Source organism: Alcanivorax sp. UBA3183 (assembly GCF_002364155.1).
Lineage (GTDB): Bacteria > Pseudomonadota > Gammaproteobacteria > Pseudomonadales > Alcanivoracaceae > Alcanivorax > Alcanivorax jadensis.
In genome coordinates, this window is the sequence record NZ_DEXN01000003.1 from 67,755 (window position 1) to 88,354 (window position 20,600).

Here is a 20,600-nt window from a genome sequence, read left to right on the forward strand (position 1 = left end):
CTCAAGAGGTGCTCCTACAGGTGCCTATTGAGAGGTGGCGGAGCTTAAGGTCATTTCCCGCTTACGCTTTTTAATGGCCACCCGTGCCTTGCGCTTCTTCCACCAGATCACTACGCCGGTAATCGACAGCATGGCCACGGCGATGCCCATGATCGACACGATGATGCGGCCCGGCATGCCGGCAATGCGCCCGGAGTGCAGGGGGAACTGAAGCTGGTTGAAGACGTCGGCGGCAGTGCCCTGCCAGGGGACTTCATCGCCGATCAGTTCGCCGTTCTTGCCGTCGTAGTAGAGGCTTTTGACTTTCATGCCGCCGCTGTCATGGTCTTCGCCCGGGTAGTAGAAGCGCGCCCCGAAGACGGCAAAATTGTCGCTGTAGAAGGTGTCGCCGATGGGCTCTTGCCACTGGCGGTTATCCGCTTCGGTGCGGGCCTTATCAAACAGGGCCGGCCAGCTTACCCGGGGTTCCACCGGGTCATGCAGGGCGGTGGGGGTGCGGGTCTCGAAAGGCCCGGGGGTGGTCTCTGAAACCATGGACATCACCGGGTAGAAAACTTCCCGATACAGGTTCAGGGAGAAAGAGGTAAAGGCCAGGATGAGTAGCAGGCCAAACACCCACAGCCCGACCGCCGTATGCAGATCAAAATTCAGTTTGTAGGCGCCAGCGCCGCGACGAATCATCCAGGCAGGCTTCCAGCGTTGCAGCCAGCTCTTGCCGCCGGCTTTCCGGGTACGGCGCTTGCGCGGCAGGGTCAGCGCCATGGCGATAAAGGTATCGAACAGCCACACCATGGCGGCGGCGCCCATCAGCCAGATTCCCCAGCGGTTAATGCCGTTCCACTCCGGCAGATGCAGGGTGAAGTGCAGCTTGTAGAGGAATGACATCAGGTGTTCCGGGTGCAGGGAGATCTTGCCCCACAGACGTTTGCCGACGATCTCGCCGGTGACCGGATCCACGAACGCGTGGTCGTAGTCCAGTTCATAGCGTTGTCCGGTTTCCGGGTTCTCCCGGGCATCTACCCAGATTTCCGCGTTATGGCCGGGTTCCGCCTCCAGATTGAAAAAGCTGGCGCGTACCCGGGGATCGGCTTGCTCCACCCGGTCCACCAATTCCAGCATGGGCAGCGGTTGCCCTTCGCTCTGGCTCTCGAACAGGTGCGGATTGAGCCATTCATCCAGCTCGTGGTCCCAGGAAATCAGCGCCCCGGTGAGGCCGGCAATAATCAGGAAGCCGGCAATAAAGAGGCCGAACCAGCGATGAAGAACCACCAGAATTGCGCGCATGATGCACCTGTCACGATCAGACTGAGCGCGGCAGTCTAACAGTAATAAAAGTAATTCTCATTACGAAATTGACTCAGTCGTGTTGCCTGCGACTACGCCACAGCGGATAGGGGATCCCGGCTATCCGGTTGATGATGAAGGCCTGGGCGACCAGCAGGGCCACGGCGCTGATAAGTACCGGCAGTTGCTGCAGTTCGTGCATCAGGCCCAGGGAAACAATCAGTGCCGTGGCCCCGGCGGGTGGGTGGGCGACCCTGAACAGGATCATCAGCGCACTGGTAAAGCCCAGCGACAGACTGGCGGCTACCACCCGTGGCCATTCCAGCCCGGTCAGGAAGGCGGCGGGGGCATCATGCAGCCCGCATACCCATAGCGCGGCCCAGCCGCACAGGGCGCCAATCACATGACCGCTGAGCACATTGCGTGGCGAAGCGGCTTCCGCAAGGGGCAGGTGGAACAACAGAAAGGCGGTGGCGCCCAGTGACGGAAAGATAAACGACTGTTGGGTGATCAGCGCGACGATGGCGATCAGGGCGATACTCAGCCCGCCGTTCACCAGATTGAACAGCGCCAGCACCAGGCGGGGGTTGAACCGCTGGCTCATCACATCCAGATGCAGTTGCCGCAGCAGGCCGCCGACCAGCTGCTGGCGCAGCCGATCATTCTGTTCACTCATCTCGTGCACTATTCCGGGGCGGATAAAGAGCGCCATGGTAAGGCTTCGGGCTGGGTTGGGCAATTTTGGTGCAAGCCAGGCCGATAGCGCTTTTTAACAACGGGCCATCAGCAAATCCGCTAGCATGAGCGGATCAGAAAAGGAGATCACCGTGGAAGGCTTTTTCTCTCAGGCGCTGGTTCTGCTGGCGGCGACGTTGTTGTTATTGCCCCTGTTCCAGCGTTTGGGGCTAGGCAGCATTCTTGGTTATCTGGCGGCGGGCATTGCGGTGGGGCCGTTGGGTCTGGCGCTGGTCAGCGGCGGTACCGATGTGCTGCACTTTGCCGAGCTGGGTGTGGTGCTGATGCTGTTTCTGGTGGGGCTGGAACTGGCACCGCAACAGCTGTGGGCGCAACGGCAACGGCTGGTGGGGCTGGGCGCGAGTCAGGTGATCTTCAGCGCCCTGCTTTTGGCCGGCGCCTTTCTGCTGCTGGGCTTTGAGACCAACAAGAGTTTGGCCATCGGTTTTACCCTGGCCCTGTCATCCACCGCTTTTGTGGTGCAGATGCTGGTGGAAAACAACCAGCTGGGTACACCCCAGGGGCGTTCTGCCTTCTCTATCCTGCTGTTCCAGGACCTGGCCGTGATTCCAATCCTGTTGCTGCTGCCGCTGCTGGCCGGAGCGCAGGCGGGGGACGACAGCCCGCAGTTGTTGGCGGGGCTGGCAGCGCTGGCAGGTATGGTGCTGGCGGGTAAATACGCACTGAATCCGTGGCTGGGCTGGCTGGCGAAACTGCGCAACCGGGAACTGATGATTGCCAGTGCGCTGATGCTGGTGCTGGGCGCCGCTGCACTGATGGAGCACCTGGGCCTGTCCATGGGCCTGGGCGCCTTTGTGGCCGGGGTGCTGCTGGCCAACTCGCCCTACCGGGAGCAACTGGAAACCGATATCCAGCCGTTCAAGAGCCTGCTGCTGGGCCTGTTCTTCCTGGCCATCGGCATGACCATGGACCTGCGTTTGCTGGTCGACAATCCCGCTGAGATTGCCCTTTATCTACTGGTATTGCTGGGTGTGAAAGCGCTGGTGCTGGCGGTTATCAGCCGGGTACGCGGGGTGGAATGGCGCAATACCGCCCTGTTCGGCATCCTGCTCTGCCAGGGCGGTGAATTCGCCTTTGTGCTGTTCACCCAGGCCCAGGCACTGAATCTGCTCGACAGCACCCTGGTGGGTCAGCTCAACCTGGTGGTCGCCCTGTCCATGGCTGCCACCCCGTTGCTGTTGAAGCTGGTGACACTGCTGTGGCCGGAGCGCCGCACCAGCAGCGCCCGCCCGGATCTGGAAGCGGAAGATATGCCCGATCACCACCCACGGGTTGTGATTGCCGGGCTGGGACGTTTCGGCCAGATCACCGCGCGGATTCTGGTGGCACGCAAGATTCCCTTCACGGCGCTGGACTCCGACCCGGATGAGATCGACATGCTGCGCCGTTATGGCAACGAGGTGTACTTCGGCGATGTGACCCGTCTGGACCTGTTGCGCAATGCCGGGCTGGAGCACGCCAGGGTAATGGTGCTGGCCGTGGATGACGTGGATGCTTCGCTGAAAGCGGCGGCACTGGTGCGCCATCATTTCCCCGATGTGACCATCGTGGCGCGGGCCCGGGACCGGTTCCACGCCTACAAGCTTCATGACCTTGGGGTGCAGCAGGTGATCCGTGAAACGTTCGAGTCCGCCCTGCTCAGTACCCGGCTGACGTTGATGCAACTGGGCGTGCCGGAATCCACCGCCATCGATCTGGTGCGCAGTTTCCGCGACCTGGACGAAAGCCTGCTGCGTGAGCAGGTCGAACACCAGAACGACGGCGACAAACTGGTGGAAGCCAACCAGCGTGGTCGGGCGGAATTACAGTCTCTGCTCTCACAGGATGACGGCATCAGTCAATAATACTATTGAGAATCGTTATCATATTCATTAACATCCTCAGCCAGTTTCGGCCCGGATCATTGTTGGGGGCAGAGAACACTCTGTCAGCCGAAGCCGAATATGTGTGAACTGACTGGGGCTTTCCATGGGAAATCGAATATTGTTTGGGGCGATAAACGCCTCGCTGTTGCTGCTATCGCCTGCCCTCCAGGCGGACAAGACGGATGCGTCTGTTCATGAGCTGAGCGAAATCACTGTCGGTGCTTCTGCGTCTGGTGAGGTAGCCAACGATACCGAAAGCTATGCTCCCAAAAAGGCTGTCTCCAGTGCGACAGGTCTTTCCATGAGCTTGCGTGAAACGCCGCAATCCGTGTCCGTGACCACCCGCACGGAAATGGATGATTTCGGCCAAAACACAATGAATGATGTGTTGGCCAATACCACCGGTATTACCGTGCAGAAATACGAAACCGATCGGTCTGAATACAATGCCCGCGGTTTTGATATTGATACCTTTAAATATGACGGTGTGGGTTCGCCTTCCGGTCGCCCCGGCGTGCGCGGTGAGTTGGATACCGCGTTGTTTGAGCGTGTGGAAGTGATTCGTGGTGCCAATGGTCTGATGGCTGGCGCGGGCGAGCCTTCCGCTGTGGTGAACTTTGTCCGCAAGCGTCCTACCCGTGATGCGCGCGCGTCAATCGGTTTGACCGGAGGCTCCTGGGACACCTACCGCGCCGATGGCGATGTATCAGGTAGTCTGACCGATAATGTCCGGGCACGCGTGGTGACCGCGTACCGGGATGGGAACTCCTACCTGGACCGGTATGAAAAAGAGCGTGGCGTCCTCTATGGTGTGGTTGAAGCAGATTTGACTGAGAACACCTTGTTCACCGTTGGCTATTCTCGCCAGGAAGATAACGCGGACCAGAACATGTGGGGCTCCTTACCGCTGTTCTACGCGGATGGCACCCCCACAGACTTTAGCGTCTCTACCAGCACAGGGGCCGATTGGGCCTTTTGGGATACGGTCAAAGAAGACGCTTTTGTCGAACTGGCCCACCAATTTGATAATGGCTGGGAAGGCAAAGCGGTTTATCAATACCGTAAATGGGTGGGCGACTCGAAGTTGCTTTACCTGTTCGGTAACCCCACCCGTGATCTGGATGGCATGTTTGCCTACCCCAGCAAGTTCCAGAGCTATGAACGCCAGGAAACCGTTGACCTGTCTGCCCGGGGGCCCTATGAGGTCGGTGGGCGTGTCCATGAAATGGTCATCGGCTTTAACCGTGGCAAAGTCCGCCCTAAAGAAATGTCCATTTTTGCTGATTTCGGCGGTTCGCGCTTTACACCGATTGACTCGGAGCAAGTGTTCACCGGGGACTTCCCTGAGCCAGCCTTTGACGGGGAGCAAGAAGGCAGTGACTGGGTCGATCGGTACCTGGGGGGTTATCTGGCCACCCGCCTGAATCTGGCTGACCCGCTGACCGCGGTGGTTGGTGCGCGTTATCAGGATGTGGAAAGCGAGGGGGAGGCCTACGGCGCTACCCGCACCACCAGTGCCTCTGAACTGATTCCCTATGCCGGCGTGATATTTGATCTGACCGAGCAGCATTCTCTGTACACCAGCTATACCACTATCTTCAATCCGCAAACGGAACAGAAGCCGGACGGAAACCGTCTGGACCCGATCGAGGGTGTCAATATCGAGTATGGCCTGAAGAGCGAATGGTTCCAGGGCCGCCTGAATACCTCTTTGGTGGCATTCGAAACCGAACAGAAAAACGTGGCAGAGGAAATTGACAACGGCACACCGATAGCCGAATACCGGGGAGAGGACTTCGATAGCGGGGGCTATGAAGCCGAGGTGTCCGGTGAGGTCATGAGGAACTGGAATATTTCAGCTGGCTACTCCTATCTGGACATTGAGGATGATGATGAAGGCAATGAGCTGAGAACCTATATTCCTGAAGAAACCTTCACACTGGCGACCACCTATCGCCCGGCCGGCTTGGAGAAACTGAAGGTGGGCATGACCGTTAACTGGCAGAGTACGGTGACTAACACCAGCGGCGGTAATGAATCAAAACAGGAAAGTTATGCATTGGTTAACCTGATGGCAGGCTATGACTTCACTGATAACTTCAATGCCAAACTGCGAGTGAACAACGTGACCGACGAAAAGTATCTGAGTAGCTTGCGGTACTTTGGTCAGAGCTACTACGGTGCACCGACCAACGCAAACCTGAGTCTGAACTATACGTTCTAATTACGGTTAATCACTGTCGCAACCGTTCAACGTCGGCATCTGTGCAAGCAAGGGTGTCGGCGTTTTTTTATGTCTGAAAACTTCTGTAGGAGCCATGCTCGCATGGCGATGCAAAGAGGGTTCGCCATGCGAGCATGGCTCCTACAGAGTGCGGCTTACAGCTTCAGCTTGTTCAGCCCACGGCTGATGGCCTGGCCCAGGCCGGCTTTCACTGCCGGGCCGATCAGGGGCAGTTTGCCTTCAAACTCAATCACGTAGTGCAGCTGGCTGCCGCCGTTGCCGTTTTCGGAAAAACGCATGGTGCCTTTATGGTTCTTCAGGGGGCTGCCCTTGCTGATCTTGTACTCGATCAGTTCGTTCGGCACGACCTTGGTGACGGTTTCTTCGAACGGCGGTGCGATAAGGATGCGCATGCGACGGGTGGAGCCCACGCCGTTGGGGCTGTCGATGCCGGGTTTCACTCGCTTGATCTTGGCCGGGGCGAAAATCACTTCCAGGTTTTCGTGGTCGCTGAGAAAGTCGAACAGCTTGTCCACGGAAAACGGGAAGGTCTTGGTAATCTCGATACGCTGCATGAAAAGCACTCCGCTAGGGCCCGGCAACGGGCCGGGCAAGTCTCACACCGGCATGGCCGGTAAACAGGATGTCGATTCTGACCGTTAGCCGCTGGTCTGCAAGGTTAAATCGGGCCATAGGGGACGCGGCCCTGGCGGGTTTTCGGTAGGAGCTATGCTTGCATGGCGAACAGGCTCTGAATGCTTCGCCATGCAAGCATAGCTCCTAGGTAAAAACTAACCCCAGCCCTCGGCCAGCCACCGGGTCACCTCTACCGCCGAGACTTCCCGGCAAGCACTGGCACACTGCCCTGCCCACAATGGCGAGCAGTCTCCACTGCCCTGGGCTTCCGCCGCCGCCCGCAACGGGCCGATGGCATTGCCCGCTAACGGGAAGGCCGGTGCGGCTTCCGGCAGAGGGCCCAGCGTATCCATCAACCGGTTCATCATTCCACGGGCGGGGCGCCCGGAAAATACCGTGGTCAAGGCGGTATGGCGGGCTCGGTCACTCTGCAGCCATTGCCGGTGCACGCTCTTGGTGGTGGCCTCCGGGCATAGCAGATAGGCCGTGCCTACCTGAACGGCGCTGGCGCCCAGCGCGCGGGCGGCCCGGACCCCTGCCGGGGTGGCAATGCCACCGGCGGCGATCACCGGTAGGGAAATGGCGTCGGCAATCTGTGGCAGCAAGCTTAAGGTGCCCTGCTGCAGGCTGAGGTCGTCACTGAGGAAGTGCCCCCGGTGTCCACCGGCTTCCAGTCCCTGCGCAATCACCCCGTCGGTGCCGTTCTCTGCCAGCCAGATTGCCTCCTCCACCGTGGTGGCGCTGGACAGCACCCGGGCCCCTGTAGCTTTTACTCGCGCCAGCAAGGCCGGGTCCGGTAAGCCGTAATGGAAACTCACCACCGCCGGGCGAAACCGTTCCAGCACCGCCGCGCTGTCTTCGTCGAAGGGTTGCCGGGAGGGGCCGTTGGCAATGGCCGAGGTATCCGCTGCGAATTCGTCATAGAAAGGCTGCAGGGCGTCCACCCAGCGCTGCTCCCCTTCCGGGTTCGGTGCAGGAGAGGTATGGCAGAAAAAATTCACATTCCAGGGTTTGTTGGTGGCCGCAGACAATTGCGTCAGTTGTTCTTCCAGCCCCTGGGCATTGAGCATCCCTGCCGGCACTGATCCAAGACCGCCGGCCTCACATACCGCCGCCGCCAGGCGCCAGTCCTGGACGCCGGCCATGGGCGCCTGGATCAGAGGGTGTGATGTGCGAAAGAGCGAGTGCATGGACGGCTCCAGTCATAATAATGGGAAGAGCAACGCTAACGGGAACCAGTGAATTCTTCTACCTTTCGATAGGCTCTCGCTTTTTAGTCCGTGGTGAGACAATCAGTCAGTGCCTATTAGCTGCTAGTGAAGGGGGTAAATAAAAAAAATACAATAACTCTGTCGCCAGGGTTGGCTGAGTGCTGAATACGGTTGAAGTCCATGTGTTTTGTGAGACGATTTTGATCGTCAACTTCTGGCCATGATTTTACGATATCAATGTCGTAAACACTCCCATCTTCAGAAACCCTAAATGAAGACATGATATAGTAGTAATGCTCGGTTCCAGAATGAACGACGTTGTGAGAAATGTCTGTAGTATTGCCTCGTTTTTGTATGCGGTAACTCCATATCGCATCAATGTGGGAATACCGGAAACTTTCTAAAACAATTTTTAGATAGCCGGGATCAATATTTTTGAAAGAAAAAATTTCATCAAAAAGATCATCGTTATCTTTGGAGTAAAGATAACGACAGTTTAATGCCATTACGTAGAGCCTTGAGCGTATTAGATTCGGGAGTTTTTTGTTTCTTGCTGTTTTTTTACTGTGTTCAAAGCACTTTTCTTCGGGAATGATTATTTCATAGTGTGTGTTGGCAACAAGATACTCTTTCCATTCTTCAGGTAAATTTTCGACAGAATTTGAGTAACTGATTGCTTCTTCAAATTTTTTAGAATCAAGCAATGAAAAGACATGTGATAGGTGTTGCTCGAATTGAGGCGGAGCCAGGTCAAGATGAGGCTCTCCCTCATGCCTCTCAGGAGACTTGCCGTAGGCAAGAAATGCTTGCAGACAAAAAGCCACTGCAATTAGTCGAAAAATGAACTGTTTATTCACAGAGATGCCTGAAAGTAATTGTGTAGGCGACCAATCGCAGAATTGCTGAGTTTGCACATCATATTCCGTTAGTGATCTCGTTGATCAGTCCGAGCGGGTTCTCTGCAATGCGGCCTGCCCGCTCACCGCAGCACTGCCAATCCCGCGCGGGTCGCTGGCGGCGGTGACCTCATTGCTGCCCTTGCGCCACAGGATCGCCTGCATGTTGCCGTAGTCGCGACCGGTGGAGACCACATGGTGGCCGCGTAGCATCAATTCCTTGGCCGCTTCGCTGCCGACAAACTCCGGCTCCGCCTGCACTTCATCGGGCAGGTACTGGTGGTGGAAGCGGACCCGGTTGACCCAGGCATCCACCGGCTGGTTGTTGGCCGCTTCCAGCACGCCGAGCATGACCATGGTGATGATACGGCTGCCGCCGGGGGTGCCGAGGATGGCCACGCGGTCGTCGAATTCCACGAAGGTAGGCGTCATCGACGACAGGGGGCGCTTGCCGGGGGCGATGGCGTTGGCCTCGCTACCCACCAGACCATAGGCGTTGGGAACGCCGGGTTTGGCAGAGAAGTCGTCCATTTCGTTGTTGAGCAGCACGCCGGTGCCCGGGGCCACGAAGCCGCTGCCGAAGGGCAGATTGATACTCAGGGTGGCGGCGACCCGGTTGCCGGCCTTGTCCAGTACCGACAGGTGGGTGGTGTGGAAGCCCTCTTCCACGGTGAGCGGTTCGCCCAGGGTGTGGCTGGGGGTGGCCTCGTCCGGGTTGATGGTGCTGGCTCGCTGCTTGGCATAATCGCTGCTCAACAGCTTATCCACAGGGATATCCACAAAGTCCGGATCGCCCAGGTAGCGGGCCCGATCCTGGTAGGCCCGGCGCATGGCTTCCACGATCAGGTGGGTATCCGGTTCGCCATCGAACTGACTGAGGATATTGAGGGCCTGGCCCATCACGATGCCGCCGGCGGAGGGCGGCGGTGCGGAAACGATACGGGCATTTTTAAAGGTGCTCACGGTAGGTGAGCGCTCAATCACTTCGTAGTTGGCCAGGTCGTCCAGGCTCCAGATCCCACCGGCCTGCTCCACGCCATCCACCAGCTGCTGGGCCACGTCGCCCTGATAGAAGCCGGCCTTGCCCTTCTCGGCCAGCAGGGTGAGCACCCGGGCCAGATCCGGTTGTTTGATCACATGGCCCGCGGGGGGCACCTTGCCGTTGTGCAGGAAGATGGCGGCGGCTTCCGGAAAGCGGTTGAGCACATCTTCCCGGTAACCGGCCAGTTTGCGGTAATGCGCTTCCACCTCGAAGCCGTCTTTGGCCAGCCGGATGGCAGGGGCCAGCGAGGTCTTCAGGGGCAGCTTGCCGTAGTTCTCCGCCAGGTGCACAAAGGCGGCAGCCTGGCCGGGGATGCCGGCGGCGCTGGGGCCGTTCAGTGCCCAGTCACGCACTACCTTGCCATCGCGATCCTGGTACATGGTGGGGATGGCGGCGTCCGGGGCGGTTTCCCGGGCATCCACGAAGGTCTGCAGGCCGTCACTTTCCCGATGCAGCAGCCAGAAACCGCCGCCGCCCATACCCGCTGAGTAGGGCTCGACGACCGCCAGTGCCGCGGCCACGGCGATGGCCGCATCATAGGCATTGCCGCCCTGCTTGAGGATCTCCATGCCCGCTTCGGTAGCCAGTGGGTGAGCGCTCGCTACCGCGTTCTTGCCCGGCCCGGCGGCCTGGGCAGTAATGGTGATCAGCAGTAGCAAGGGAAGCAGAATGCGCATGGTTCCTCCGTGGATGGGGACATTTCTGTAGGAGCGCCGCTCGAGGCGCGAACCTGCTTGGGAAAGGTTTCCCGGGTTCGCTTCGCGCCTCGAGCGGCGCTCCTACAGCAGTTTGTCAGCGTTATTATTATTGAGTGGCTATTCTGACAACGCGATCCAAGGCTACCGCTTCTGAAAAGCCGCTACCCGCGACTGGTTCCGGTTCGCGGGGTTGGCCTGGCTGTATACAGAGGCTGACTCGCGCTGTCGGGTGCCGCTATCGTTTCTTTCTTTCCTGGCGTTTCTGCTCCAGCGCTTCCGCGACCAGCGGCGGCACGAAATTGCTCACATCCCCGTCCAGCAGGGCGATTTCGCGAATCAGCGAGCTGGAAATAAAGGACAGATGCTCCGCCGGGGTCAGGAATACGGTTTCCAGGTCCGGTGCCAGTTGCCGGTTCATGTTGGCGAGCTGGAATTCGTATTCGAAATCACTCACCGCCCGCAGGCCCCGCAGCAGGATGTTGCCTTCCTCTTCCTTACAGAAGTGGGCCAGCAGTTTGGAGAAGCCGGTGACCCGTACATTGGGCAGATGGGCCAGTACCTGATTGGTCAGGTCGACACGTTCTTCCAGGTTGAACAGGGGCCCTTTCTTTTCACTGGCGGCAATGCCGACGACCACTTCATCAAACATCTTGGCGGCCCGTTCGACCAGGTCCAGATGGCCGTTGGTGATCGGATCGAAGGTGCCTGGGTAGATTACGCGGTTTGTCATGCTTGGCTCGCTTTGTCGCTGAATACCGTACCCGGCGCCGGGCCGGGCACCCACAATGCCCGCAAGCATACCCCAAGCGCCAGCAAAGATGCAGGGTCAGGCCGGTTGCGGGGCCGCTGGATTGCCATGGTGTTGCTGGTACCAGCGGGCGCTGCGGGCAATAACCGCCTCCATGGCAGGGCGTGCCAGGCCCTGCTGGTTCAGGAAATGGTCGGTGTCGGTGGTGTCGAAGCGGGTGGGCTGGATAAAGTGCAGGGCCTCCGGCCAGGTGTTCATCAGCCTTGGCATCCCCGGCAGGCGCAGCAACGCCGCCAGTACTGGTATCGGCAGGTGCCGCTGCGGCGCGCGCCGGTCCAGCATATCGGCGGCGATGGCCAGCAGGCCCTGCAAGTTGGGCGTGGTCGGGTCCAGGGCCAGTAGCCGCTGCGGGACGCTGTCAGCGGTGGCGGCCACTGCAATCAGGGCCGCCAGATGATCCACGGCCACCAGCGGCAGCCAGTGCTCGGGGCTGCCCGGGACCATGGCCATCCGCCCCCGTGCCAGGTTGTCGAGCAGGGCAAACAGTGGCTGGGCACTATCCAGGGCGCCGGTACGACTGTGGCCGGCGACGGTAGCGGGTTGCACTTCCACCAGGTTCAGATCGTGGGTTGCCGCCAGGGCGCGTACCCGGATTGCCGCTTCCAGTTTGCTCGCTTCATAACCGCCGGCCCGGCGGTAGACGTGCTGCCAGTCCACCTGATCCGGGTCGTCGCTGGTGATACTCAGTCGTTGCAGATGCTCCCGGTTTTCCAGCATGAAGCCACTGATAAACACCAGGCGGCTGCCATGGCGGCGGGCCAGTTCGGCCACCGCCAGGCTGCCGGCCACATTGGTGCGCTGGGCGGTGGCGCGATCCAGTTGCCAGGCAAAGCGGGCGCCCAGGTGAATGATGGCCTGAGGTGCAGCGAGATTCTCCGGCAGGCCCAGGCCGGGCAGATCCAGGTCGCCCTGCACCGCCTGCAGGCGCTCGCCCTGCCCGCCCAGGGCATTGACCTGTTGGCGCAGGGCGGGAAGCTGGCTATCCGGCTGGCGCAATACCGCCAGAATGTCATGGTCATGGGTTAACTGGGCGCAGACATGGCGGCCGATAAAGCCGGTGGCGCCGGTGATGAGCAGGGTCATGGCAGGTCTCCGTGATGGGGTATGCCACCACCCTAAAGGGTAGAGTATGCTCTAAGGTCAACAGCAAATTGAGAGGCGGCCATGCAGATCGCAGAACTGGAACAGCGCACCGGCGTGAACCGCCACACCCTGCGCTATTACGAAAAGGCCGGCCTGCTCCAGGAAGTGGAACGGCGTGGCAATAATTACCGGGACTATCCGGAAAAGGCGGTGGAACGAGTCGCCATGGTGCGTCAGCTCAAGGCATTGGGGTTTTCCCTGCGTGAGATTCGAGAAGTGCTCGATGCCTTGCGCAGCGACAGCATCGATTGCGAACAGGGCGCAGTGCTGATGGCGGAAAAGAAGGCGGCGGTGGACGACAAGATTCGCGAGCTGAAACAGGTCAGTGCCCTGCTGGGCCGGGAACAGCAACGGCTGGAAGACAGCGCGGCGGCATTGCGCGAAGAAGGACGCTGCAAGGGGTGATTGTTACCACAGTGGGCACAGAGTTCACTGAGGAAAACACAGGCTAAAGATGTCGATGCTGCCGGGTGTGCAGTAAACAATATCGTATGATTTTTCTCTTTTTCTATCCGTTTTTTAGCAAAAGACCGTTTTGGTCAATCAATGATGTTTTTGGTGAACGTCATTGCCTGACAATAGCGCACAAGCGCTGGTGATTCCGCCGCACTCTGCTTAGCGTAAGAGCCCATCATTAACACGGTTTCCGGGAGTAGAGCATGGGTGCGTCACAGGCAGATCAAAGCAAATTGAAAACAATCAGTTTTGCAGCGGCGCAACAGGCCGGCCGGGTATCACCGGACGATGCACTGGCCCTTTATGATGCGCTGGAGCCTATTGAGACGGATTTCATGATCGGTGCCTGGAAAGGCGAAGGCTTCGAAACCGGTCATCCGCTGGATGGGGTGCTGGAGCGTTGTCACTGGCACGGCAAGCGTTTTGACAGTGCGGAGCATGTGCACCCGCTGGTGTTTCGCAAGGCGTCCGGTGAGCTCACGACGGTGAAACCGTTGCTGGTGATGCCGGGGCTGGGCCTGCTCGACCGGTTGCCGTTCCTGAAGTCAGAACGGGTCGGCAAGTTGTTCCAGTGGATGCTGCCACTGCTGTCCGGGCGCCAGTCCGCCGCCCGCCTGCGCATGGTGAACTACCGGGGAAAAACCTCCGCCACCATGTCCTACGACAACCTGCCCATCAATGATGTGTTCCGCAAGGTAGATACCAACACCGTGCTCGGCATCATGGATCTGAAAGGCATGAAGCAGCCGTTTTTCTTTGTGCTGCGTCGCGACAATTACTGAGCCTTCTGTCCCGTGCCGCCTGGGTGATCGGGAATGTCTGCGGCAGGACGGTTGCGTATGGCACCACCATTAGCCGTTGGAGCTTTGCTCGCAAAGCGAACCGCTTGAGTATCGGCCACGCCTTTCGCTTTGCGAGCAAAGCTCCAACGGGTAACGGAATAGCAGGGTGAGTCTTGACCGAACGTGAGGCCTTGGTTGAACGGTATGGGCTCAGTAACCACTGTCCTCAGCGTCGCCGCTGAGCCGCTCTCGGCGTTCCTGTTCTTCCTCGAATGCCGCCTTGATCTCTGCCAGCACGTCTTCCACATCGGCGATGTGGCCGTCGTCTTCTACCTGGCCGGTGAGTTCGCTGTCCGGGGTCAGTTCGCCGCTTTCATACAGGGCCCAGATTTCCTGACCATAACGGCTGCCACGGAGTGACGGGGCGTACTGGCCGTAATAGCGGGTCATGTTGTCCACGTCCCGGTAGAGCATGGCTTCGGCGCTGTTATTGGCGGCGGCGTCCACGGCCTGGGGCAGGTCGATGATCACCGGCCCGTAGTCATCCACCAGCACATTGAACTCGGACAGGTCGCCGTGGATGATCCCGGCGCACAGCATGCGCACCACGTATTGCATCATCAGGGCGTGGTCTTCTTCCGCCTGCTCGGCGGACATCACCACCTCACTGAGGCGCGGGGCCACGTCGCCTTCATCGTCGGTGACCAGCTCCATCAGCAGCACCCCTTCGAGCATGTCGTAGGGCTTGGGCACGCGCACGCCGGCTTCGGCCAGCAGGCGCAGGGCATCCACCTCGGCGCTCTGCCAGATCTTTTCCTGCTGTTCCCGGCCGAACTTGGAGCCCTTTTCCATGGCCCGGCTGCGCCGGCTATTACGGACCTTGCGGCCTTCCCGGTACTGGGCGGCTTTCTTGAAGTTCCGTTTGGCGGCTTCCTTGTAGACTTTCGCGCAGCGTATCTCGTCGCCACAGCGGACCACGAAGATATCGGCTTCCTTGCCACTCATAAGACGGCTGATGACTTCGTCGATGAGACCGTCATCTACCAGGGGTTGTAATCGTTGCGGGGTTTTCATGCCGCACTTATACCTTATTTGGCGTCCGGCTTCCCCTGCTACCTGAGGTTTTCGTGCTGAAATCGGGGGGACAGGTGGAGCACCCTGCTCCGTTATGGCAACCGGAGCAGGGTGAGTCAGGAGCGGCGGGTCAGGCTTTCAGCTTGTCCGCCAAGGCGGTGGCATTGCGGGCGCTCATCCCGTAGATGGTGAGCTGCGGGTTCACCCCCAGGCTGGTGGGGAAGACCGAGCCATCAATAATGTACAGGCCATTCAGGTACTTGTAGCTGCCGTCGCTGTTGACCACGCACTGGGACTCATCCTGACCCATGGCACAACCGCCCATGACATGGGCGCTGCCGAGGCCGGTGATCACCGGGTCATAGGCGAAGTTGTTGATGGCGTCTTTGGCGGCTTTCCAGCTTTTGTAATAGCCGGCATGGCTGTGGCTGGGGCGGATCTCTTTGGCGCCGGCGGCGAAGTGCATTTCCGCCATGGTCAGGTGGGTACGTTTGGCGCCTTCCAGCAGATAGTCGTCAACGGGATAGTCGATGACCGGCTCGCCGTTGTCGCGCAGCTCCACACTGCCACCGGGATTGTCGGCGTGGAAGCCATCGCGCAACAAGGCGATGGAGGATGCCAGGTTCGGCAGCCGCTCGATTTCGTTACGGGCATCGCCCCCGTAACCGCCCATCAGGGCACCGGTCAGGCCCGGGTGCATGGGCATCATTTCCAGCTTGTAACCCGCCGGGCCATCCACGCCATGCTTGAACACGAACTCGTCGGAATACAGGGATTGTGGTGCACCGTAATACGGCGCCACTTCCTTGTCGTAGATGCCGAAGGTAAAGGTGGTGGGGTGCAGGAAGGTGCGCTTGCCCACCCTGCTTTGGGGGTCCGGAGCCTCAGAACGCATCAACAGGGCCGGGGTCTGAATGCCGCCACCGGAGGCAATAACGGTTTTCGCCTTGATGGTGACCGTGGCGCCGGTGGGTTCCTTGTCGTTGTTGAGCGGGCGCACTTCCACGCCAGTGACGGTGTCGCCATCGATGAGCAGACGATGGGCCTGGGCGCTGTGAATCAGGGTGGCACCGTTGTTCATGGCCATGGGCAGGGTGGTCACCAGCATGGATTGCTTGGCGTTGGTGGGGCAGCCCATGCCGCAGTAGCCGATGTTCCAGCAGCCTTCCACGTTGCGGGGAATCACCGCCCATTCCCAGCCCAGCGCTTCACAGCCCTTTTTCAGCACGTCGTTGTTGGCGTTGGGGGGCATGATCCACTGGCTGATCTTGAGCCGCTCTTCCATCTTCTGGAACCAGGGGTCCAGATCCTGGCGCAGCAGGTTTTCCACCCCGTAGGTGTCCTGCCAATACCGCAGGGTTTCGCTGGGGGTACGGAAGGAGCTGGTCCAGTTGACCACGGTAGTGCCGCCTACCGTGCGGCCCTGCAGGATGGTGATACCGGCATCCTTGGTGGCGCGCATGGCGCCCTCTTGATAGAGGTCCCGGTAGGCCTGCCCCTCATTCAGGGTGAAGTCGTCAGAGCTCATCAGCTTGCCGGCTTCGATAAGAATCACCTTGAGGCCGCGCTGGGTCAGGATCTCTGCGCTGACGCCGCCGCCGGCACCGGTGCCGATGATCACCACATCCGCTTCCAGAGTACGGTCAGCGGAAACACTGCGGCCATCGATCACATCCCAGCCGTTCTTGATGCCGGTTTTCCACGGGTCTTTGATGCCCTTGATGGGCAGGGAAGACAGGTCCTGCATGGCGTTATCCTTGTTGTTTTGCGCCGGCTGCAAGATGCCGGACGCTTGACGCTAAAACCAGATCGCCCTGCCCGCAGGCAGGGTGAAGATCCATCAGGAGGTGGCGGTTGGTGCCGTATCCGCTGCCGGGATACCTGCCTCGGGCGTGTTGATCACCTGCGGCGGGCCCGGGTAACCGGTACTGCGCGCCGCCTCAGCCTTCACATACCAGGCCATGAACATGGGCTGGGTGAGGCCTTTGAAGGCCATCTGCGACAGGCCGCGATCACTGGAGGACCAGTGGGCCAGGGTCTGTTGCAGCTCGTCCTCGTTTTGCTCGGCAAAGCTGGCCCAGGTGCCGGTGATAAACCAGCGGGCAGCGCCCAGCTGCATCAGATCGAGAATCTGAAAGAGAGTGGCACGGGTGCCGGGCATGGCCCCGTCCAGCAGGTCGTCGTAGGCTTTCATGCCGTCTTCGGCACTGGCCCCCACATCCGTGAGCGCCTTGCCCAGCACTGCGCCGACCAGTGGCGTCAGCAGGTCCACATCCTGTTGGCGAAAATGGCGATAGCCCGCCGCCGGGCCATCATTGCTGGAACAGCCGGTCAGCAGGGTGAGGGTGGAGCCAGTGGCCAGCAAGGCACTACCGGCGGCGCCCAGCTTGAGAAAGCTGCGGCGATTGAGTCCCTGATCCATAACGCACTCTATATTGTTGTTAGTGGTTATTTGTAGGAGCGGCGCTTGAGCCGCGAACCAACAAGGTACGAGTTTCGAGAAGCGAGTTTCGAAAACCCCCAACCCGCTCTTCGTCTTTCGTAACTCGCTTCTCGTGCCTCGTTACTGCGTGAGGCTGTTCGCGGCTCGAGCGCCGCTCCTACAGCAAGGTGGCGGTTACACTGTAACCGTCGTTGTTATTTCAAAAAGAACTTGTCGATCATTTTGTGCATTCCACGGCCATAGGGGGGCAGGATGAACTTGGTGGCGTTGAACTTGCCCTTCTTGTAGATGCCCTTGGCCTGGGAGAAGGTCAGGAAGCCTTCCGGACCGTGGTAGGCCCCCATGCCGGACTCGCCTGACCCGCCGAACGGAATGTCGTCCACACCCACATGGGAAATGGTGTCGTTCAGGCAGACGCCGCCGGAGTGGGTGTTCTTCAGTACCCGGTCGCAGTTGCCCTGGTTCCAGTCGAAGTAGTACAGCGCCAGCGGACGAGGACGCTCGTTCACGTACTCGATGGCGTCATCCAGATTCTTGTAGGGCACCACGATCATCAGCGGGCCGAAGATTTCATCCTGGGCGATCTGCATGTCGTCGGTCACGTTCAGCACCAGGGTATGAGGGATCTTCTGGCTGCCGGTGAAATCTTCATTGGCCGGGTTGATCTCGATGACATCGGCGCCCTTCTCGCTGGCATCCTTCAGGTAGCCCTGCAGCCGGCTGTGCTGGCGCGGGTTGATGATGGCGGTGAAGTCCGGGTTGTTGACCATAGTCGGGTAGGACTGGGCCACCTGGGCTTTCCAGGCATCCACGAATTCCTGCACCCGGTTTTCCGGGCAGAGGATGTAATCCGGGGCCACACAGGTCTGGCCGGAGTTCAGGCACTTGCCGAAGGCGATGCGCTCGCAGGCATCCTGCATGGGGAAGTCCTGGCCGATGATGCAAGGGCTCTTGCCGCCCAGCTCCAGGGTGACCGGCGTCAGGTTGGCAGCGGCGGCACGCATGATGTGACGGCCCACGGTGGTGGAACCGGTGAACAGCAGGTGGTTAAACGGCAGGCTGGAGAACGCCTGGGCCACGTCCACCTCACCATTGATCACCGCCACCTGCTCTTCCGGGAAGGTGTCGGCAATCAGTTTCTCCAGCAAGGCACCGGTGCGCGGGGTGGCTTCACTCATCTTGACCATCACCCGGTTGCCGGCGGCCAGGGCCGTGATCAGGGGCACCACGGCCAGCTGGATCGGGTAGTTCCAGGGCACGATGATGCCCACAACGCCCACCGGCTGGTATTCCACCCAGGTCTTGCCCGGCCAGCTCAGTGCGCTGACGCTACGCTTCTGTGGCTTCATCCACTTGCGCAGCTTCTTGGTGGTGTACTTGAGCCCTTCCAGGGTGATCAGCATTTCGGCCAGCTTGGTTTCGTCAGCGGCGCGGGTGGTGAAATCGTTGTTGAGGGCCTCGATCCAGGCATCCAGGTTGTCCAGCAGCAGGGGCTTGATGCGGTTGATCAGCTCAATGCGTTGTTCCGCGCTGGGGTAAGGGTGCTGGCGGTAGGCCGCTTTCTGGGCAGCGAAAATCTGCTGCATGCGTTCGATGTCGGCATTGTTGCTGTGGAGATCTTTCACTTCGGCGACCATGGTCACTTGCCTCCCGAGGCTTTTCATTATGTATGATGACAAAACCGGACGCCCTGGCGACCGATCAAAAATTAACCTTGAGTCTGATTTTTAGAGTAATTACTCTAGGAGTCAACCTGCAGTAATGAAATCACAACATTTGGCCTACAATGACCAGCACCAAGGAACGCATCCTCAACACCAGCCTCACGCTCTTTAATCGGCAGGGGGAACGCAATGTGACCACCAATCATATTGCCGACGCGCTGGGGATCAGCCCGGGGAACCTCTACTACCACTTTCGCAACAAGGGCGTCATCGTGGCGGCGTTGTTCGAGCGCTATAGCGAGCACCTGCTGGCCCTGTTGCAGGCGCCCCAGGGGCCGCTGACCTGGACCATCAAGACCCATTATTTCGAGGGGTTGCTGGCGTCCATGTGGCAGTACCGGTTTTTCCACCGCGACCTGACCCACTTTCTGCATGCTGACCAGGCGCTGGCAGCGCGCTACCAGGCCTTTGTGGAGGTGGTGCTGGAACGGGGACTGGTGATTTACGGCGAACTGCGCAGCAGTGGCATTATCGACGTGGATGACGAGCAGCTACAGGGGCTGATGGTGAACACCTGGGTGCTGATGTCCTCCTGGGCATCGCTGGTACATGGCCTGCGCCCGGACGCAGCGGCGGATGAGGCGCTGGACGAAGCCCTGATGCGCCACGGCATCTACCAGATCATCTGCCTGGAAGAGCCCTTCCTGCGCGGCGAGACCCGCGAGCACCTGGAAGAAATGAAGGCCCGCTATCGGGCCGCGGACGACACCTCGACCCTGCTGCTCGGCCATGTGCCTGGGCTGGACAAAACCGGCAGCGAATAGCTGCCCTTCCCCGCTGTTACTTCAAAAAATGGTTTACCACAGAAGGCACAGAGAACACGGAGGGAAACCTTCCTTTCTCTCTGCCCTCTGTGGTGACGCAGGGCCTCGCCTTCTTCCCGATATCTCGCACCAATCCCTTTCAAACGCAGGCGTTGATAACCGATGGCGGGTTGCCTCTATGGGGCGGCCCGCACGCTCCTTGTTCTTGGGCTGGATCCTATTCTCAATAACTCTTTCTTTATGATCAGGGTTATTGGGTCAGGGAAAAGAAGAGGTCAACATATTGAATCATGCGTAAACCGACCGGTTTGTAACTGACTGACTTTTCTGCTCTTATCTTTCAATATGCAAATTTGCAGTTTGTGATATGAAGCCGGCACGTTCATTGGGTATTCGAGTCGGCTTCCTAATACCTGTTATGCGCAATGGAGTTAACCTTGTGGGCAACGACTTGGAGAAACGATGCTTGCTGTGTGAAGAATTTATTTCCACAGAAATTGACTCGCGTGAACATTTAATTCCCAACTCTATCGGAGGGAGAAAGAAAGTCTCAGGCTTTCTGTGTGTGTCCTGCAATTCAAAATCCGGAGATAGCTGGGATTCTGCGCTTGCGCACCAAATGAACCCGTTAAGTCTGTTTTTTCGGATTAGTAGAGAGCGTGGTGATGCGCCTTCACAGAAATTTCAAACTACCAGTGGTCGTGAGTGGGTGCTCAACGCTGATGGATCACTGGACTTGCCAAAGCCTATCTTCAAAGAACAGAAAAATGATGCAGGCGTAGAAATATAAATTT

At 59.1% G+C, this 20,600-nt stretch carries 18 protein-coding genes; 6 read left to right on the forward strand and 12 right to left on the reverse strand.

From position 1 onward, the window contains the following. Positions 1 to 24: 24 nt before the first annotated feature. Together B3Q33_RS00435 and B3Q33_RS00440 are read right to left on the reverse strand one after the other, a co-directional pair. The gene (locus B3Q33_RS00435; protein ID WP_273009977.1) at positions 25 to 1,284 is read right to left on the reverse strand and encodes a PepSY-associated TM helix domain-containing protein; all 1,260 of its coding nucleotides are present in this window, start codon (positions 1,282 to 1,284) and stop codon (positions 25 to 27) included. Positions 1,285 to 1,357: 73 nt separating this feature from the next. Next, positions 1,358 to 1,960 carry an HPP family protein gene (locus tag B3Q33_RS00440; RefSeq protein WP_272974671.1) on the reverse strand — a complete coding sequence of 201 codons (603 nt, stop codon included), beginning with the start codon at positions 1,958 to 1,960 and terminating at the stop codon, positions 1,358 to 1,360. Positions 1,961 to 2,084: 124 nt separating this feature from the next. On the opposite strand from B3Q33_RS00440, the gene B3Q33_RS00445 reads away from it, so the two are divergent. Together B3Q33_RS00445 and B3Q33_RS00450 are read left to right on the forward strand one after the other, a co-directional pair. After that, entirely contained in the window at positions 2,085 to 3,884 is a 1,800-nt protein-coding gene (locus B3Q33_RS00445) for a monovalent cation:proton antiporter-2 (CPA2) family protein (protein ID WP_273009979.1), read from the forward strand. A gap of 124 nt (positions 3,885 to 4,008) precedes the next feature. Next, a complete protein-coding gene (locus tag B3Q33_RS00450) occupies positions 4,009 to 6,129 on the forward strand; it encodes a TonB-dependent siderophore receptor (RefSeq protein WP_273009980.1) in 2,121 nt (706 codons plus the stop codon). 155 nt (positions 6,130 to 6,284) lie between these two features. Here the strand turns inward: B3Q33_RS00450 and B3Q33_RS00455 are convergent, their stop codons facing one another. The 6 genes from B3Q33_RS00455 to B3Q33_RS00480 all read right to left on the reverse strand — a co-directional run bounded on the left by B3Q33_RS00455 (position 6,285) and on the right by B3Q33_RS00480 (position 12,503). Next, the gene (locus tag B3Q33_RS00455) at positions 6,285 to 6,704 is read right to left on the reverse strand and encodes an SRPBCC family protein (RefSeq protein ID WP_289622856.1); all 420 of its coding nucleotides are present in this window, start codon (positions 6,702 to 6,704) and stop codon (positions 6,285 to 6,287) included. Positions 6,705 to 6,920: 216 nt separating this feature from the next. After that, positions 6,921 to 7,955, reverse strand: a complete 1,035-nt coding sequence (locus tag B3Q33_RS00460; protein WP_272974673.1) for an NAD(P)H-dependent flavin oxidoreductase — start codon at positions 7,953 to 7,955, stop codon at positions 6,921 to 6,923. Positions 7,956 to 8,071: 116 nt separating this feature from the next. Continuing rightward, positions 8,072 to 8,890, reverse strand: a complete 819-nt coding sequence (locus B3Q33_RS00465) for a hypothetical protein (protein WP_272974674.1) — start codon at positions 8,888 to 8,890, stop codon at positions 8,072 to 8,074. 27 nt (positions 8,891 to 8,917) lie between these two features. Further along, positions 8,918 to 10,591 (reverse strand): gamma-glutamyltransferase, encoded by a 1,674-nt coding sequence (ggt, locus tag B3Q33_RS00470; RefSeq protein WP_272974675.1) that lies wholly within the window; start codon positions 10,589 to 10,591, stop codon positions 8,918 to 8,920. A 256-nt stretch (positions 10,592 to 10,847) separates the two neighbouring features. Next, positions 10,848 to 11,342 carry a pantetheine-phosphate adenylyltransferase gene (coaD, locus tag B3Q33_RS00475; protein ID WP_035246259.1) on the reverse strand — a complete coding sequence of 165 codons (495 nt, stop codon included), beginning with the start codon at positions 11,340 to 11,342 and terminating at the stop codon, positions 10,848 to 10,850. Positions 11,343 to 11,438: 96 nt separating this feature from the next. Continuing rightward, on the reverse strand, positions 11,439 to 12,503 hold the full coding sequence (locus B3Q33_RS00480) for an SDR family oxidoreductase (RefSeq protein WP_273009982.1): 1,065 nt from the start codon (positions 12,501 to 12,503) through the stop codon (positions 11,439 to 11,441). A gap of 81 nt (positions 12,504 to 12,584) precedes the next feature. Between B3Q33_RS00480 and B3Q33_RS00485 the strand changes: the two genes are divergently transcribed. Further along, positions 12,585 to 12,968, forward strand: coding sequence for a MerR family transcriptional regulator (locus B3Q33_RS00485; RefSeq protein WP_035245770.1), 384 nt, complete (start codon positions 12,585 to 12,587; stop codon positions 12,966 to 12,968). A gap of 254 nt (positions 12,969 to 13,222) precedes the next feature. Continuing rightward, on the forward strand, positions 13,223 to 13,801 hold the full coding sequence (locus B3Q33_RS00490; RefSeq protein ID WP_273009983.1) for a DUF4334 domain-containing protein: 579 nt from the start codon (positions 13,223 to 13,225) through the stop codon (positions 13,799 to 13,801). Positions 13,802 to 14,011: 210 nt separating this feature from the next. Here the strand turns inward: B3Q33_RS00490 and B3Q33_RS00495 are convergent, their stop codons facing one another. The 4 genes from B3Q33_RS00495 to B3Q33_RS00510 form a co-directional block, all read right to left on the reverse strand. Continuing rightward, a complete protein-coding gene (locus B3Q33_RS00495) occupies positions 14,012 to 14,875 on the reverse strand; it encodes a PA4780 family RIO1-like protein kinase (protein ID WP_035245773.1) in 864 nt (287 codons plus the stop codon). A gap of 130 nt (positions 14,876 to 15,005) precedes the next feature. Beyond that, entirely contained in the window at positions 15,006 to 16,622 is a 1,617-nt protein-coding gene (locus B3Q33_RS00500; protein ID WP_273009985.1) for a GMC family oxidoreductase, read from the reverse strand. Between the two features lie 93 nt (positions 16,623 to 16,715). Then, on the reverse strand, positions 16,716 to 17,297 hold the full coding sequence (locus B3Q33_RS00505; protein ID WP_273009987.1) for a twin-arginine translocation signal domain-containing protein: 582 nt from the start codon (positions 17,295 to 17,297) through the stop codon (positions 16,716 to 16,718). A 215-nt stretch (positions 17,298 to 17,512) separates the two neighbouring features. Beyond that, positions 17,513 to 18,955 carry a coniferyl aldehyde dehydrogenase gene (locus tag B3Q33_RS00510; RefSeq protein ID WP_273010067.1) on the reverse strand — a complete coding sequence of 481 codons (1,443 nt, stop codon included), beginning with the start codon at positions 18,953 to 18,955 and terminating at the stop codon, positions 17,513 to 17,515. Between the two features lie 149 nt (positions 18,956 to 19,104). Here B3Q33_RS00510 and B3Q33_RS00515 point away from each other — a divergent pair, with 149 nt between their 5' ends. Further along, complete coding sequence (locus B3Q33_RS00515) at positions 19,105 to 19,806, forward strand: TetR/AcrR family transcriptional regulator (RefSeq protein WP_273009989.1); 702 nt, start codon at positions 19,105 to 19,107, stop codon at positions 19,804 to 19,806. Between the two features lie 439 nt (positions 19,807 to 20,245). Further along, positions 20,246 to 20,596, forward strand: coding sequence for an HNH endonuclease (locus B3Q33_RS00520; RefSeq protein ID WP_273009991.1), 351 nt, complete (start codon positions 20,246 to 20,248; stop codon positions 20,594 to 20,596). The last annotated feature ends 4 nt before the right edge of the window (positions 20,597 to 20,600 follow it).

Excerpts from the sequence above, each read along its gene's own strand:
- B3Q33_RS00435 (WP_273009977.1), bottom strand. The coding sequence starts at position 1,284 with ATGCGCGCAATTCTGGTGGTTCTTCATCGCTGGTTCGGCCTCTTTATT.
- B3Q33_RS00440 (WP_272974671.1), bottom strand. The coding sequence starts at position 1,960 with ATGAGTGAACAGAATGATCGGCTGCGCCAGCAGCTGGTCGGCGGCCTG.
- B3Q33_RS00445 (WP_273009979.1), top strand. The coding sequence starts at position 2,085 with ATGAGCGGATCAGAAAAGGAGATCACCGTGGAAGGCTTTTTCTCTCAG.
- B3Q33_RS00450 (WP_273009980.1), top strand. The coding sequence starts at position 4,009 with ATGGGAAATCGAATATTGTTTGGGGCGATAAACGCCTCGCTGTTGCTG.
- B3Q33_RS00455 (WP_289622856.1), bottom strand. The coding sequence starts at position 6,704 with ATGCAGCGTATCGAGATTACCAAGACCTTCCCGTTTTCCGTGGACAAG.
- B3Q33_RS00460 (WP_272974673.1), bottom strand. The coding sequence starts at position 7,955 with ATGCACTCGCTCTTTCGCACATCACACCCTCTGATCCAGGCGCCCATG.
- ggt (WP_272974675.1), bottom strand. The coding sequence starts at position 10,591 with ATGCGCATTCTGCTTCCCTTGCTACTGCTGATCACCATTACTGCCCAG.
- coaD (WP_035246259.1), bottom strand. The coding sequence starts at position 11,342 with ATGACAAACCGCGTAATCTACCCAGGCACCTTCGATCCGATCACCAAC.
- B3Q33_RS00480 (WP_273009982.1), bottom strand. The coding sequence starts at position 12,503 with ATGACCCTGCTCATCACCGGCGCCACCGGCTTTATCGGCCGCCATGTC.
- B3Q33_RS00485 (WP_035245770.1), top strand. The coding sequence starts at position 12,585 with ATGCAGATCGCAGAACTGGAACAGCGCACCGGCGTGAACCGCCACACC.
- B3Q33_RS00490 (WP_273009983.1), top strand. The coding sequence starts at position 13,223 with ATGGGTGCGTCACAGGCAGATCAAAGCAAATTGAAAACAATCAGTTTT.
- B3Q33_RS00495 (WP_035245773.1), bottom strand. The coding sequence starts at position 14,875 with ATGAAAACCCCGCAACGATTACAACCCCTGGTAGATGACGGTCTCATC.
- B3Q33_RS00500 (WP_273009985.1), bottom strand. The coding sequence starts at position 16,622 with ATGCAGGACCTGTCTTCCCTGCCCATCAAGGGCATCAAAGACCCGTGG.
- B3Q33_RS00505 (WP_273009987.1), bottom strand. The coding sequence starts at position 17,297 with ATGGATCAGGGACTCAATCGCCGCAGCTTTCTCAAGCTGGGCGCCGCC.
- B3Q33_RS00510 (WP_273010067.1), bottom strand. The coding sequence starts at position 18,955 with ATGGTCGCCGAAGTGAAAGATCTCCACAGCAACAATGCCGACATCGAA.
- B3Q33_RS00515 (WP_273009989.1), top strand. The coding sequence starts at position 19,105 with ATGACCAGCACCAAGGAACGCATCCTCAACACCAGCCTCACGCTCTTT.